Origin of the sequence: Endozoicomonas sp. (assembly GCF_031844845.1) — a bacterium.
Taxonomy (GTDB): domain Bacteria; phylum Pseudomonadota; class Gammaproteobacteria; order Pseudomonadales; family Endozoicomonadaceae; genus Endozoicomonas.
On the sequence record NZ_JAVRMB020000050.1, the window covers coordinates 1 to 14,613 of the forward strand.

Genomic DNA, 14,613 nt, shown 5'->3' on the forward strand with positions numbered 1-14,613 from the left:
CCTGATCAAGTCGTTGAGACTTAATCTCCAATCGGCGATGGTGCCGATCAGCGAGCCGCTATCATACCGAAGCAGCTTTCGTTGTCAAGGCTCGATTCTCTTCACTAAAAAGCCGTAGAAGAAAGAAGCTTTCCAACTCACCAACGTTGCCGCTCGGGCCGTGTCAGTGGAGGCGCATATTACCGCACCCCGTTGATTTGTCAACCAGCCATTCTCTTCATAAGATGAGCAACCGTTTTTCAAATCGTTCTCCCCTGTCAGCAATGAACTTTCGTTTCGCTGTCCCGACATCACATCTGTCGTGGAAGAGGGCCGTATTATAAAGAGGGAGCCCTGAAGATCAAGGTTTTAATTTCGAAACATGCAAAACTAACCGACAAGAAATGCGGCTGCGTTGCTTATACCTCAGAGGTGTGGTTTGAAATTTCACAGATTTTTCTCAACACCAAACTGATAACACCATCTCACAAGTCTGGTTCATTGGCGCATTTTTCATGCGTAATCGACTATTTCCCGGCCCCCATCTACTGCCTGCATATTTGGACTGAAAAATAACCTGCTCCCTGAATGCTCATTGCAGCAGTCATTTCGGGAACTTTATCGATAAATGAATGATCCAAACGTACATATATATAGAGAGAGAGTAATCATCATGGACATCTCCGGTGTAACTACGACATATAAAGATGGCGATGACCATATCCCGAGTGAACTACAGGACAATAAAGACCCAAAACTAGGGTTTCAAAACGGCAGAGCTATTTACCATACTTTTAGTACTCCCACTAATTTAGATAAAACCGGTAGACAAGCAGACCAACCCCCACCAACAAATACAAAAAAGCTCACTTTCAACCAGCGGATTTCAAAAGTGAAGTCCTTTATCAAGACTCAGTTAACTGGACTACCTGATTTTAATGATCCAGCAAAAACCCTTGATTACATTAAATCCCTGGAGAAACAAAAGAAAATAAAGCCTTTTACAAGAAGACTGTTAACCGACATTGCAACACATGAACAGAGAGTTGATATTTTAAAGAACAACTCGCCTTTCACTTATGAATTGTTTTTTCATGATGCTGATGACCCAGCCAAAAATGATAGAAAGTATGTTGCTTTACATGAACGAAATAATGAATTGTGGCGCGACCTTTTAATCGCTGATAGTGTTCCTGATGCTGATAAAAATATTTTAAAAGAGAAGAAGCTACCCGTCTGTATAGTCATAATTCCCGGCGCACCTGAGGCGGCAAGCTCATCTAAAAACATTTCTCCCTGCAAGGAAAAATCAAAACAATCAACAGGCACCGCACCCGATTTTTCTGACGACAACGCTGATACTAATGAGTCATATAATCTTGACTGGGATGATTCTGCCTGTTTCGCTACAGGTAATTACCGTATTGAAAATGACACAACACCTCTGTTTCCCAAGGATTAAACCCGTTGCAACAGTCTCCTGTAGTAACGGCTATGGATACGCAAGCCGGTCAATAAACGCCCGATGAAACTGTCTAATATCATTATGAAAGGCTCTTATATCTTCACCTGTGGCTGGCTGAAGTGGCCTGAGCCCATTGAGCAATACAGCAAAAATCAGCGGAGACTGTTCCTCAGGAAACGCATACCCCACCATATTGTTCACCCCGCTCATGTACCCGGTCTTCAACCAGCGACGTTCATTTTCCCGATCGGCCAGCCAGGGCGCATCCTCTCCCCAGTTTTTCCAGCCGGTTTGCAGAACACTGGTGAAATCATTGGCACTCAACAGGTTATAGCGAGATAACCCTGAACCATCCACCAGCCTGCTTCTGGTCAGATCAACACCCTCCTCCCTTAACATGGCCAAAACCGCTTCTGTGCCTGAGAAAAAAGATCCCCTTTCACCATTCACAGATCGGCCAATGGTTTTCAGGAGACTGTCTGCATATAAATTGTCAGACTCATCCAGCACGGGTTGTAACAGATCGGGCACTGACTCAGACAGATGACGGGCAATAACCCGGGTGAATTCCCCCTGAGGCTTTCCGGTCAGCACCCGACCTTTAAGGCGGATGTTATTCTCCTTCAGGAAAGACTCAACATATCGGGCAGCTGCCCGCTCAGGATCACGCACAGAAAATGCCATACGCATGGGTTTAGTGTTGGGCTCAATACAGCCTTCAAGTCGATACTCATGATTGGATGATGGCCACACTTCCTGAACACAGCCGTTTAGCTCATTGGCCTGAGGTTCACGGGTTTCTATCTGGTTATCAATTGAAAGTAACCATTCAGGTTCGTCATAAACCATTCGAGCTCGCCCACCTTCTTTTTCAGCCGGCTCCAGCCAGCCAAAAAAGCAGTTACGATCCAATATCATGGCACTGACCGGCGCAGCAAAACAGATGTTATGATCATCCCAGCTGGCACCACCGGCTCTTGGATAACCATCATATATAGAACCATCAAGCCAGATATCTCCCTGGATAACTTTTATCCCTTCTTTATTAAGGCTCTCCAGCAAATCACCAATATCAGTGCGGGTAAGGGAGGGGTCACCAGAAAACGATAATACAAGATCCCCAGAATAAACCCGCTGTTTAGCTCTCTTTTCAGAGACGGACTTTTCGCTCAATAATGACGTTGTGTACCGGTAATCTTCTCCCAAAGCCCGATAGGCAGAGATAGCGGTAATGGCCTTAACAGTACTCGCAGGCAACAAGTTAAAGCGACTGTTACGATCAAACAGAACCTTACCGGTTTCAGCCTCGATCACTTTAATTGAGTGGATATGGCCAGGTGGTAACGTCGCTATCAACTGATCGAGGTCACCATCAATTGATGCAAACCCTTGCCTTGCTACAAAAAAAGCACTCGCTGTAAAAACAAACAGGGGAATAGACAACCATTTTTTCCAGAAGTTCATAAAAAACTCTGCAACCTCTAATAACACTTAAATCACTATGCAATTTCCTGATCGTCAGATCAACACACGGGTCTCAAGGCCGACAAACCTTTTTAATAAGGGTACTATAGAAGCGGTAAAAGAAGATCTTCGACCACCATTGCTTCACGGAACTCCCACTCTGTAAGCACTTTGCGGGAAATGGCAAGACTTGTGAAAAAACTCAAACTAACAGCGAATCAGCTGATTGCTAAACAACCAGTGAAGGATTTGGGTTTCAAGTCCACAGAAGAGCTGGAAAACTACGTCGGTATCCTTGGTCAGGAGCGAGCCACCAGTGCTATTCAGTTTGGTGTCGCCATGCACCGTTCCGGCTATAACATCTATGTGATGGGTGAACCCGGAACAGGCCGGATGTCCTACCTCCGTAAATATCTTGAGACAGAAGCCAAACAGCAGGCATCCTCTGATGACTGGGCCTACGTCAGCAACTTTGATAACCCCCGTGAACCCAAAGCCCTGAGACTGCCAGCAGGTCTGGGCAGCGATCTGCAGAAAGACTTTGAGAGCTTCATTGATAAGCTGCTGATGACGTTCCCGGCCGCCTTTGAAAATCCCACTTATCAACACAAGAAAAGCGCCATCGAGCGCAACTTTAACAAACGCTACGATCAGGCCATTGACCAGGTTGAGCAGGAAGCCCTGAAAAGAGATATCGCGCTATATCGTGATACCAGCTCTTTGAGTTTCACGCCAATGTCTGGCGGCAAAGCCATGGACGAAACCGAATTTGCCCAATTGCCGGATAAAAAACGGGAGAAATTCAACAACGACATCAGTGAACTGGAAACCCGACTGAATGAGTCTCTGGTTGAGTTACCTCAATGGAAAAGAGAATCCAATGAGAAATTACAAGACCTGAATCAGGATACGATCGACCAGGCTCTGGCCCCACTGTTGAAACCCATGCTGAAAAAGTATGGCAAAGAACAGAACATCCTGGATTATCTGGAAGCCGTAAAGCAGCACCTGCATCGTACTGTCATTGAGTACCTGGCCGATGAGCGCGCCATGGAATCAAAGGAAGACGCCAGTAAACGTTCGGCTCTTGAAGAGCTGTACTCCCCTAACCTGGTCGTTGGCCATAAAAATGATGCCGCTGCTCCGGTTATCTACGAATCGCACCCCAACTACAAAAACCTCTTCGGCCGAATTGAATATGCCAGTGAGATGGGCGCTCTGGTGACCAATTTTCGTCAAATTTGTCCTGGCTCATTGCATCAGGCCAATGGTGGTTACCTGTTACTGGATGCCAACAAACTCCTGGAAGAGCCCTTTGTCTGGGAAGCGCTGAAGCGTTCACTGAAAGAACAGCAGCTGAAAATTGAATCGCCCTATTCCGAGATGGGGCTGATGAATACCATCACATTAACCCCTGAGATTATTCCACTCCATGTCAAGGTGGTTCTTGTTGGCTCCCGGGATATTTATTACATCCTTCAGCAGCTGGATCCGGACTTTCACGAGATGTTTCGGGTACTGGTGGATTTTGATGACCAGCTGCCCCGAGCCCCGGAAACCATTCAGGCCTTTGCCCAACTGCTGAAAAATCGTGCGGATGATGAGAACTATCCACCGCTCTCTGCATCGGCGGTTGCCCGAATGGTCGAGCAAAGTTCCCGAATGACCGAAAATCAAACGCAGCTCTCTGCCAAAATTGGCGAACTCTTTGATTTGCTGGCTGAGGCGGATTTTATTCGTCGAAGCGTCAATGGCCGAAAAATCAACCATGACCATATCGACCGGGCGCTGGAAGCCAAGGCCGTGCGGACTGGCCGGGTTAGCCAGCAAATTCTTGAGGACATGCTCGAAGGCTGCATCCTGATTGATACTGACGGCGATCAGATCGGTAAGATCAATGGTTTAACCGTACTCTCTGTGGGTGATGCCTGCTTTGGGTCTCCAGCCCGTATTACCTGTGCGGTCTATCCTGGCAGTCAGGGCATTGTGGATATTGAGCGGGAAGTTTCTCTTGGTCAGGCCATCCACTCGAAAGGTGTAATGATACTCACGGGCTACCTTGGTAGTCGCTATGCCCAGAAGTTTCCCCTGGCGATTTCTGCCAGCCTCGCCATGGAACAGTCCTATGGCTATATAGATGGCGACAGTGCTTCAATGGCAGAACTCTGCTGTCTGATTTCAGCGCTGACGGACACGCCCATCAAACAGTGCTATGCCGTTACCGGCTCTATGAACCAGCATGGCGAGGTTCAGGCTATCGGGGGTGTGAATGAGAAAATTGAAGGGTACTTTGATCTCTGTAATGCCAGGGGACTGACCGGTGAGCAGGGCGTCATTATTCCTCGGGCTAACGTTCGCAATCTGATGCTTCACAGCAAAGTAGTGGATGCGGTTAAAGCGAAGAAATTCAATGTTTATGCCGTTTCACACGTTGAAGAAGCCCTTGAGCTGTTAACAGGCCACCGCCCGGGAACCATCAACAGCAAAGGTAATTATCCAAAAGGCTCCATCAATCAGAAAGTGCTGGAACGCCTGAAAGAGATAGCGGAACTGACCAAGGAGAACCACGGTTAAGACCGTTGTCCGTTTCCCTCCGCCCGTTACCCGAAAAAGATAAGACTGCTTTTTCGGGTAACGGATAACGGCTACATCAGGAAAGGAATAAGTACCTTGCGATTTTGCGGGTAATCTTCAAACTGCTTTTTATACCAGCGATGAGTTGCCAATGCCCGGGGAACAAGATCCGCCATGGTCACCATGTAAAATAAAGACACCAACCAATGACCAAGTAAAAATCGCAAAGCTCAGCCACTCAGACGTCAAATGTTGTGCATGATTAGCAATAAAGTCTGCACTGAAGAAACCGTGGGCACCCGTGGTAATCCAGCCAAAAATCACCACAGAGATATTAAAAGAAGCCTTACTCTCCTCATGTACTCGCATCAGCATTGGGTTAATAAAACCGTAGTTACTCTAGTGCATGAGCCAGATGGCCAGAAAGATCAATGGTACCAGGCTTGTCTGGATAACCTCCCCTGAAGGGTTACTGGAATACTATGACTTTAGCGTCTTTGCACTGATAGCCAGCTATCTTGCTAATCAGTTCTTTCCAGAAACAGACCCACTAACTTCTCTGCTGACAACATTTCTCTGAAAACAGGGAAGCAATTGCGCTATCGCGACTTTAAAAACCCGCACAACAGTGTAGAACGGCTTCTTGCGTTTGTTGTTTCTTATTTCAACTGTTCCTTATTGCGGATTTTATTCGAGGATAATTCCTTATGAATAAATTTTATTATTAGAAAGTTTACCATCTACCTTCTCTAGTCTAGGATCTTCTTGAATATTCCGTAGTTATACATAACAAAGTGTCCTGTTTTCTATCGCGAATAGCCTTGTGCGACCTATGGTTACGGTAATAGGTGGAATCAATGCAACAATCCCGTTATGCATAACCCCGAAAATTCAGTCTATTGAATTACTGACGGTCATGGGGTCACATCCTTTAATGATTTGTTATTTTACTGAACTGTGACCACTAAGATAAATTTAACGACTTTCTAATGAGGCATTCGGTCATGGGTTTTGCCGCTGTACCAGCTCTCTCTCATAATGCTACGCCGCATTTTAATTCACCAACGAATACGCCCCCCCTCCAGAAATCATCATGGGGTAGGCGAGGGCTTCAATTGCCCAATCCTTTAGGATCCACGTTTAACTTTTTGGGTACGGCATCTGCTGCATTGGCCAGATCCATAAGCAATCGTACAGCTGCCATTGTAGTGGCTACAGGATATGTGTTCAGCCAAATACCTCCGGCAACAAGCCTTACACCGACATTTTCAGAGGCCATAAATACAACTGCTGGCCTTTTAGCGGAATATACGGAAGTCGCAGCCATTAATTGCTCACATTGGGCTGACACATATAATTTCTGCAGTCTTAACAGAAACGGCGAGCTATTTAAAAACTGTTGCAAACCTCATCCACACACATTGAAAGTCGCGTTACCTTTTGTTTTATCTCTGATCGCCATAGGTTCTGCGATCTTGTACAAATCAGGTGTCATGCAAAGAGATAATTCACCGCCTTTCAAGCCTCTACCTCAAGAACATTTAAACCAGCTGATCAATAATCTGCATGATGGTGGCCTTATTAGCACTAACGCTAAGAATGACTTTACTGAGAGTGATAATCATGATATCCAGTGTGCATTGAGAGCTCTAACAATTAAACGTTGTCATCCTGAGGATGATCGAGCAGCCGTTATCGATAAACTTAGGTCTTATTGTAAAGATCAACCTGTGAATCAGCATATTATTCAGTGTTCTGTTATTCAGTGTGCATTGGATACTCTAGAAGAAATTAATGATGCTGATCATGATAGTAATGGTGTTCCACCAGAAGCTATAGAGATGCAAAAACCCAGTTCTTCTCAACAATCAGGACATAGATATAGTGCTCTGACTTCAAAACCAGTAGCATGAATACGATTCTCAGCCCCTTCACCGGGGCTGTCTAAAAATAGCGCCCGTACGAGGGCATCAGGAAATTATCGCTCTGACTGAAGATTCGTGAATCATCCTGCTTCGCAAACAGACAATATCGGGGTTACTTAGACCAAAAGATTTTCTAGTATTATAATCGCCTGCATTTTTCATGAGACTCACATCCATGTCAGCGGCCACCGTCAGCAATAACGACAGCTTTAATAATCGCTTTGGCGGTGTTCACCGTTTGTACGGCACTATAGCTGTTGAAAAACTCCGCCACTCCCATGTCTGCGTCATTGGCATTGGCGGTGTCGGTTCCTGGGCAGCAGAAGCCTTGGCCCGAACGGCTGTGGGTAAAATCACACTGATTGATCTTGATGACATCTGCATTACCAATACCAATCGCCAGCTCCACGCACTGACCGATACTATTGGTCGCTCGAAAGTCGAAGTGATTGCAGAACGAATCGCACAGATTAATCCAGAGTGCCAGTGCCAGACCATCGAAGACTTTATTACGGAAGATAATCTTCAGGAACTCATCACCCATGAGTTTGATTATGTTCTGGATGCCATCGACAGCTTCCGGGTCAAAGCCGCACTGATCGCCCACTGCAAACGGAACAAGATCAAAATAATTACCACCGGTGGTGCCGGTGGACAGATGGATCCGACCCAGATTCAGGTCATCGACCTGACCAAAACCTGGCACGATCCGCTGGCGAGAAAGGTTCGCAATCAGCTTCGCGACCGTCACGGCTTTAGTAAAAATATCAAACGAAAGTTTGGCGTTGATTGTGTGTTTTCTACTGAGCAGGCTGTTTATCCACAGGCTGATGGTACGGTCTGCCAGACCAAGCCATCCGGTGAGGGATCAATGAAAATGGACTGTTCCAGTGGTTTTGGAGCAGCCACTGCGGTCACCGCCACATTTGGCTTTGTTGCCGCGGCACGCATCATTGAGAAGTTAACTAAATAAGGCCATTGCCCGCTATCCGCTGCCCGCTGCCCGCTGCCCGCAAAAGCGCAAGCGGGAAACGGGTAGCGTTCATTAACGATAACGGTGGGCAATCGCCTGAATCTCTTTGACAATAGCCTTGAGTCCATTTCCACGGGATGGGCTCAGATGGTTGAATAGATCCAGATCACGGAACCATTGTTCAATATCTTCCCCCTCAATATCTTCTGGCGTTTTACCCGAGAAAACGGCCAGTACAATAGCAATCAGTCCCCGTATAACTCTGGCATCAGAGTCCGCAATAAAATACAGCTGCATGGTCTCATCGTCATAATGATAATGGAGCCAGACACTGCTTTCACAGCCATGCAGTCGAGCCTCGTCACTCTTCCACTGCCCGGATAAAACCGGCAACGCCTTGCCCAGCAACATAATCTGACGATACCGTTCCTGCCAGCCAGACAGTCCATTCAAACGTGCAGTGATCGCTTCAAGATCAGGAGCCTGATTACGAAAAATCTCTGGCAAACTACCTGTTTCCTGAGTCAGTGCTTTACCAACAACGGCAGCGTCGTCTTTTGCTACATGTTCATATTGTTTAAGACTTTCTGCGCTTTGATCCATGGAATAAACAGTAGAATGATGAAGTTTTTCCATGGCAGTAATAAATGCACTAACTTCTGTCACGGTGTTATAGATGGCAAAAGAAGCTCTGACGGTACCATTGAGATTAAGACTTTCCATTAATGGCATGGCACAGTGGTGTCCGGTTCTTACCGCAATGCCCTGCTGATCAAGCATCAGCCCCATGTCCTGATTGTGATGGTGACTGGATACAAATGACACAACAGGTGCCTTATGATTTGCCTGACCAATAAGACGAATGCCGTTAATAGTGGTTAACCCTTCTTCCACCAGCCTGCGCAACTGGCCTTCATGAGAGTGCATGGCATTTGAATCAATACCAGACACAAATTCCAGGGCTTTACCCAAACCAATAGCACCGGCGATATTTGGCGTTCCAGCTTCAAACTTAAAAGGCAGAGTATTAAAGCTAGTGCCGGAAAAGCTGACCCGCTCTATCATTTCCCCGCCACCCTGCCAGGGCGGCATACTTTCCAGCAACTCCCGACGACCATAGAGGACACCGATTCCCGTGGGCCCATAAACCTTATGCCCGGAAAACACATAAAAGTCAGCGTTCAGGTCTTGAACATCGACTCTTTGATGAGCCACAGCCTGAGAGCCATCCACCAGCACCAGGGCACCCGCTTCGTGAGCACGTTTAATGACGTCCTTCACGGGTAAAATCGTACCAATGGCGTTAGAGATATGGGCAATAGCCACCAGCCGGGTTTTCTTTGAAAGCAGCTGCTGATATTGCTGTAGATCCAGGTTGCCAGACTCATCCAGGTCAATCACCCTGATAATTGCACCGGTAGCCTCAGCCAGTAACTGCCAGGGAACAATATTGGCGTGATGCTCCAGGCGGCTCAGTACAATCTCATCCCCTTCCTGCAACTGGCTTCTGCCCCAGCTGTTAGCCACCAGATTAATGGCTTCTGTGGCTCCCCTTGTCCAGATCACTTCTTCGGCAAAGGGAGCATTAATAAAGTGGCGAGCGGATTCTCTGGCGGCTTCGAAAGCATGGGTGCTACAGGCACTGAGAAAATGTGCAGCCCGGTGAACATTGGCATTCTGCTCCCGGTAATAACGATCAACTGATTCAATAACTGACTCAGGCTTTTGGGTGGTTGCGGCGTTATCCAGATAAATCAGTGGATGGTCATGTACCCTTCGCGACAACAAAGGAAACTGCTGCCGGATATTATCCAGATCGAGAAAAATAGGTTTCGTGTCAGCCTGGCCTTTCATGATCATGCCCCTGAAAAACAGCTCGCCATTTTAAAGCCCACGTAAACTGAGGCAATACCGTATTCAGGAATTCTGCTGAATATTTATAATACCAGTCATAACATCAGCCTCCACTGACAGTATTCAATAGCTGATGACACTTTTAAGACAAAAAAACCAATAAACTTGGCTATTAAATAAGTCCAGCTATTGCCAGGAATACCCGTTTAGGGATATCAGGAATTTATTTTCAGAATGATTGGAATAAGAAGAACACTGACTCTGGGGTTACTTACCTTACTGAATAGCAGCTTTATATGGGCTGATGATCCAACCAATAGCGAATCTGAGCCGTACTACCGGGAAGCCATTGGAGTACCCTTTCTTTTCAGTTCCGAAGACTGGGGACTGGCTCTTGGCGGAGCTGGTGTCGTGAAAGGACTGGGACAACCACAGATGACACTGTTTGGTACTGTGATCGGATCAAACAATGGCACCAAAATGGGCTACCTCGGACTGTATAATGTGATGGTACCAGGCCTTGACCATCTGCAGATAGATTTCAGCGTTCTTGAATCCAGCCTCACTGAAACCAACTACTTCATACCCGGAAACCCGGGCTATCCCCATGAGGAGCCAGGCAGCAATGATTCCAGCCTGGAAAATGCAGTGCGCACGGGTGGGCGTGAGCAGCACTATCAGGTTCACTTCCAATACACTTTACCGATTGGTGATGGCAGGGATGGAGCCCTTGCTGCCATGGCCAAAAAGGCCAGAGGGTATAACAGCAGTAAAACCCTCTGGAATCCAATGACCACCGGGATAACCTCTCTGGAACTACAGCCATACTACATGAGCCAGAGACTTGATAATTTCCAACCGGAGCATGAAGCCGATCAATCAGCCGGTATTCGCCTGGTGCTGGAATACGACAATCGTAACTCCAGCCATTTACCAACCCGGGGGAGCCGAACATCATTCACATATACCTATGACTGGGGCAGTGAAGATCGCCCGGACTGGTCTACGGTTGAGTTTGAATTCAGCAAGTTCTTCAGTCTGGGCAGCAATGACCTGATGAATCAACAGGTACTGGCATTTAACGCCTGGGTTGCTGACACCCCTACATGGAACGATACAACCACCATTAATGGAGAAGACGTCTTCCGACGTGCACCCTCCTTTGCTGGCATTAACCTGGGTGGCTGGGACAAACTCAGAGGATACAGCTCTGACCGGTTTTATGGTCGATCTGCCGTTTCCTACAGCCTTGAATACCGTATGATGCCAAAGTGGCAACCACTGGAAGATATGCCCATTATTGGCCCACTTTATGATATTCCCTGGTGGCAGTGGACACTGTTTATGGATACAGGAAGAGTTGCTGATGACTTCGACTTTCAGGAGTTGCATCAGGATATGAAAACCAGCTTTGGCGGTGGCATTCGTTTTCAAGTGGAAGGTGTCACCGTGAGAACCGAGATTGCCAGTAGTGCGGAAGAGACCTTTTTCCGGATCTTTGTTAATCAGCCTTTTTAAGAGCAGTTGATGTTTTGTTACGACGCCCTTAAACCATTGGCCTGCTAAATAATGCTGTGCTATAAAGCTATACGTTAATTATTTAGATCTGACAAAAGAACTATGCCTTTAGCCCATAACCAACTAGTCATTTTACACGTAGTGATTATTATCACCGCGGGTGGCTTTGTGGGCTGAACAAACAGTATCCATAAAACCCCCGCACCGAAAGGTCCGGGGGTTTTTTTATATCTGAGATAAAGGAGATAAACCATGCTCAACCTGATCGTTCTATCTGTCATTACCCTCCCTGTCATTCTATCTGTGGCGATTACCCGTAGAACCTGGCAGCCGGGGGTAAGTCGATATGAATGGCGCTGAAGCGATTGTAAAGACCCTGATTCACCACGGTGTTGATACCGTTTTTGGTTACCCCGGTGGCACTATTATGCCGCTGTATGACGCACTTTTTGATGCCCCCATTGAACACCTTCTCTGTCGTCATGAGCAGGGGGCTGGCTTTGCTGCTATTGGCTATTCGCGATCAAGCCAGCGAATGGGGGTTTGTATCGCTACATCTGGCCCTGGAGCAACGAACCTGGTTACCGCTCTGGCAGATGCAATGATGGACTCCGTCCCGATTGTTGCCATTACCGGGCAGGTGTCCACAGCCTCCATTGGTACGGATGCCTTTCAGGAGATTGATATACTTGGGCTTTCCATGGCCTGCACCAAACACAGCTTTCTGGTCACAGAGCCTGAAGCTCTGTGCCAAACCCTTCACCAGGCATTTACTCTGGCCCGCTCAGGTCGCCCTGGCCCGGTGCTTGTGGATATCCCCAAAGATATTCAGCAGGGTCTGACTCACTGGCATCCACCCCTTGATCTGATAACCAACATTTTTCAGCCAGAAAAAACAGACAGTGAAAACCTGCAGCAAGCCCTGGGACTGATCAAAGCATCATCTCGCCCTGTCGCCTACATTGGTGGTGGCGCTGGCATGGCTAATGCCATCGAAGAGCTGCGACAATTTCTGGAAGTTACCGGAGTACCCAGCGTATGCACGCTCAAAGGGCTTGGCGCTGTCAACCCTGAGGATCCGTCTTACCTCGGCATGCTGGGCATGCATGGGACCCGGGCGGCAAATATTGCGGTACAAGAGTGTGATTTATTATTGGTTGTCGGTGCACGTTTTGACGATAGGGTTACGGGTAAGCTGGATACTTTTGCGCCCGATGCAAAAGTTATCCACATTGATATTGACCCGGCTGAGATTAACAAGCGCAGGGTTGCCGATGTCTGCTTACACCAGCCCATGCAATGGTTACTGGCGGGTCTGTCCAGACCATTACACATCAAAGAATGGATCAGTTACTGCCGGCAGCTCAAAACAGAGTACCAGTGGCAGTACAACAAACCCGGTGAAAATATTTATGCTCCCCTGTTACTGAACCAGTTATCCCAACGGCTGCCCCCTAAAGCCGTTATCAGCTGTGATGTGGGTCAGCATCAGATGTGGGTTGCTCAACATATGACCTTTCATCACACCCGCAACCATTTGACCAGTGGTGGTCTTGGTACCATGGGCTTTGGATTACCTGCCGCTATTGGCGCTGCTATGGCCCGACCAGACGACACTGTAGTTCTGGTATCGGGTGACGGGTCTTTCATGATGAATGTTCAGGAACTCAACACCATTCGAAGAAGACAGCTGTCTGTTAAAATAGTGTTGCTGGATAACCAGAGGCTGGGAATGGTTCGTCAATGGCAGGAGCTGTTTTATGAGGGGCGCTACAGTGAAACCGACCTTTCTGATAACCCCGATTTCATCACTCTGGCCAGTGCTTTTGGTATTGGCGGCAGAACCATAACCCAAAGAGATGAAGTTATTCCTGCGCTGGATGAGATGTTGAGCATGGAGGGTTCATGGCTGCTCCATGTTCGCATTGATGCCATGGAAAACGTCTGGCCCCTGGTTCCTCCAGATACCGCTAACCATGAAATGTTGGAGAAAAACCCATGAGTTTCCAGTTACACATGCAATGCCATAAGCAACCAGACGTTGTTGAGCGGATACTCAGAGTTATCAGACACCGGGGGTTTACTCTGGATGAAATGAACATGACGCCCTCCAACTGTGGCCAGAGGATTGAGCTATTGATGATAGTTTCCAGCACTCGGCCAGCCCATCTGCTGATGACTCAGGTTCAGAAATTACATGATGTCGTCACCCTGAAATGTATTGATTCAAAGGTCGACAGCACCGCCATTAGCTGTTGAATAAAATCGCCGGGCTCTGACAGTCTGGCGATTACCCCTCCTTTGAGGAAGACAGATAATGATTACTCCCTTTTTTTACAAAATTGATATTAATATATGCTATTCATCACATGACCATTAAATACAACCTTCCTTCTCCTGATCAGTTCAGCGCGTCTGGCTTGATTAATAACGCCTGATACATTGATTTTAAAATACTCCCCCATAGATGAAATAATCTCTTCAACGAATAAAATTGATGTCAGGTCGTAGGCATCCTTATAGAGATGAAGCGGACTCATTTCATTCTGATTAAAAATATCTTCAAGCCTGAAAGAAATCAATTCATCATCAGCCCCTCTCAGGACAAGTCTATTATTGTTTTCTTTCAGAACGCCCCCCATATCATAAAACCTGACATGCTTTTTATCACTGGCGTAAAGACGGACAACATCGTTCATCTCTTCAACCATACCCTCATAAAATTGTGGCGGGTTATCTATCCAATATTTTATTTTTTTAAGCGTATCCATTTGGCCTGATGCATATAAAAGTAAAGCGGTCAGATAGTGACTGAGAAAACCCTGATTTTCATTAGAAATTATTTCTGCAATGGGCTCATA

The 14,613-nt window shown here is 46.9% G+C and carries 13 protein-coding genes; 8 read left to right on the plus strand and 5 right to left on the minus strand.

The annotated features are described in order from the left end of the window. Positions 1 to 607: 607 nt before the first annotated feature. Entirely contained in the window at positions 608 to 1,441 is an 834-nt protein-coding gene (locus RM811_RS02165; protein WP_402520321.1) for a hypothetical protein, read from the plus strand. A 30-nt stretch (positions 1,442 to 1,471) separates the two neighbouring features. On the opposite strand, the gene dacB is transcribed toward RM811_RS02165, so the two are convergent. Then, positions 1,472 to 2,908, minus strand: coding sequence for a D-alanyl-D-alanine carboxypeptidase/D-alanyl-D-alanine-endopeptidase (gene dacB / locus RM811_RS02170; protein ID WP_402520323.1), 1,437 nt, complete (start codon positions 2,906 to 2,908; stop codon positions 1,472 to 1,474). A gap of 192 nt (positions 2,909 to 3,100) precedes the next feature. Here dacB and RM811_RS02175 point away from each other — a divergent pair, with 192 nt between their 5' ends. After that, positions 3,101 to 5,482, plus strand: coding sequence for a Lon protease family protein (locus RM811_RS02175; RefSeq protein WP_402520325.1), 2,382 nt, complete (start codon positions 3,101 to 3,103; stop codon positions 5,480 to 5,482). Between the two features lie 71 nt (positions 5,483 to 5,553). Here the strand turns inward: RM811_RS02175 and RM811_RS02180 are convergent, their stop codons facing one another. Both RM811_RS02180 and RM811_RS02185 read right to left on the minus strand, forming a co-directional pair. Beyond that, complete coding sequence (locus RM811_RS02180; RefSeq protein WP_402520341.1) at positions 5,554 to 5,658, minus strand: hypothetical protein; 105 nt, start codon at positions 5,656 to 5,658, stop codon at positions 5,554 to 5,556. Further along, the gene (locus tag RM811_RS02185; protein WP_402520343.1) at positions 5,612 to 5,857 is read right to left on the minus strand and encodes a hypothetical protein; all 246 of its coding nucleotides are present in this window, start codon (positions 5,855 to 5,857) and stop codon (positions 5,612 to 5,614) included. The genes RM811_RS02180 and RM811_RS02185 overlap by 47 nt, the downstream gene beginning before the upstream one ends. Positions 5,858 to 5,897: 40 nt before the next feature. On the opposite strand from RM811_RS02185, the gene RM811_RS02190 reads away from it, so the two are divergent. The 3 genes from RM811_RS02190 (at position 5,898) to tcdA (ending at position 8,380) form a co-directional block, all read left to right on the plus strand. Then, positions 5,898 to 6,062 carry a hypothetical protein gene (locus tag RM811_RS02190; RefSeq protein WP_402520327.1) on the plus strand — a complete coding sequence of 55 codons (165 nt, stop codon included), beginning with the start codon at positions 5,898 to 5,900 and terminating at the stop codon, positions 6,060 to 6,062. A gap of 424 nt (positions 6,063 to 6,486) precedes the next feature. After that, entirely contained in the window at positions 6,487 to 7,395 is a 909-nt protein-coding gene (locus tag RM811_RS02195) for a hypothetical protein (protein WP_402520328.1), read from the plus strand. 172 nt (positions 7,396 to 7,567) lie between these two features. Further along, positions 7,568 to 8,380 (plus strand): tRNA cyclic N6-threonylcarbamoyladenosine(37) synthase TcdA, encoded by an 813-nt coding sequence (gene tcdA / locus RM811_RS02200; RefSeq protein WP_402520330.1) that lies wholly within the window; start codon positions 7,568 to 7,570, stop codon positions 8,378 to 8,380. A gap of 72 nt (positions 8,381 to 8,452) precedes the next feature. On the opposite strand, the gene RM811_RS02205 is transcribed toward tcdA, so the two are convergent. Then, the gene (locus RM811_RS02205) at positions 8,453 to 10,234 is read right to left on the minus strand and encodes a SufS family cysteine desulfurase (protein ID WP_402520332.1); all 1,782 of its coding nucleotides are present in this window, start codon (positions 10,232 to 10,234) and stop codon (positions 8,453 to 8,455) included. Positions 10,235 to 10,468: 234 nt separating this feature from the next. On the opposite strand from RM811_RS02205, the gene RM811_RS02210 reads away from it, so the two are divergent. The 3 genes from RM811_RS02210 to ilvM all read left to right on the plus strand — a co-directional run bounded on the left by RM811_RS02210 (position 10,469) and on the right by ilvM (position 14,011). Further along, a complete protein-coding gene (locus RM811_RS02210; RefSeq protein ID WP_402520334.1) occupies positions 10,469 to 11,752 on the plus strand; it encodes a BamA/TamA family outer membrane protein in 1,284 nt (427 codons plus the stop codon). A gap of 346 nt (positions 11,753 to 12,098) precedes the next feature. Further along, entirely contained in the window at positions 12,099 to 13,754 is a 1,656-nt protein-coding gene (gene ilvG / locus RM811_RS02215; protein WP_402520336.1) for an acetolactate synthase 2 catalytic subunit, read from the plus strand. Next, positions 13,751 to 14,011 carry an acetolactate synthase 2 small subunit gene (ilvM, locus tag RM811_RS02220; protein ID WP_402520337.1) on the plus strand — a complete coding sequence of 87 codons (261 nt, stop codon included), beginning with the start codon at positions 13,751 to 13,753 and terminating at the stop codon, positions 14,009 to 14,011. The genes ilvG and ilvM overlap by 4 nt, the downstream gene beginning before the upstream one ends. Positions 14,012 to 14,100: 89 nt before the next feature. Here the strand turns inward: ilvM and RM811_RS02225 are convergent. Beyond that, a partial coding sequence (locus RM811_RS02225; protein ID WP_402520339.1) for a hypothetical protein occupies positions 14,101 to 14,613 on the minus strand: 513 nt, incomplete at its 5' end.

Coding starts and splice junctions, on each gene's coding strand:
- dacB (WP_402520323.1), bottom strand. CDS start 2,908: ATGAACTTCTGGAAAAAATGGTTGTCTATTCCCCTGTTTGTTTTTACA.
- RM811_RS02205 (WP_402520332.1), bottom strand. CDS start 10,234: ATGAAAGGCCAGGCTGACACGAAACCTATTTTTCTCGATCTGGATAAT.
- tcdA (WP_402520330.1), top strand. CDS start 7,568: ATGAGACTCACATCCATGTCAGCGGCCACCGTCAGCAATAACGACAGC.
- RM811_RS02185 (WP_402520343.1), bottom strand. CDS start 5,857: ATGCTGATGCGAGTACATGAGGAGAGTAAGGCTTCTTTTAATATCTCT.
- RM811_RS02195 (WP_402520328.1), top strand. CDS start 6,487: ATGGGTTTTGCCGCTGTACCAGCTCTCTCTCATAATGCTACGCCGCAT.
- ilvG (WP_402520336.1), top strand. CDS start 12,099: ATGAATGGCGCTGAAGCGATTGTAAAGACCCTGATTCACCACGGTGTT.
- RM811_RS02190 (WP_402520327.1), top strand. CDS start 5,898: ATGGCCAGAAAGATCAATGGTACCAGGCTTGTCTGGATAACCTCCCCT.
- RM811_RS02210 (WP_402520334.1), top strand. CDS start 10,469: ATGATTGGAATAAGAAGAACACTGACTCTGGGGTTACTTACCTTACTG.
- ilvM (WP_402520337.1), top strand. CDS start 13,751: ATGAGTTTCCAGTTACACATGCAATGCCATAAGCAACCAGACGTTGTT.
- RM811_RS02165 (WP_402520321.1), top strand. CDS start 608: ATGAATGATCCAAACGTACATATATATAGAGAGAGAGTAATCATCATG.
- RM811_RS02180 (WP_402520341.1), bottom strand. CDS start 5,658: ATGGCGGATCTTGTTCCCCGGGCATTGGCAACTCATCGCTGGTATAAA.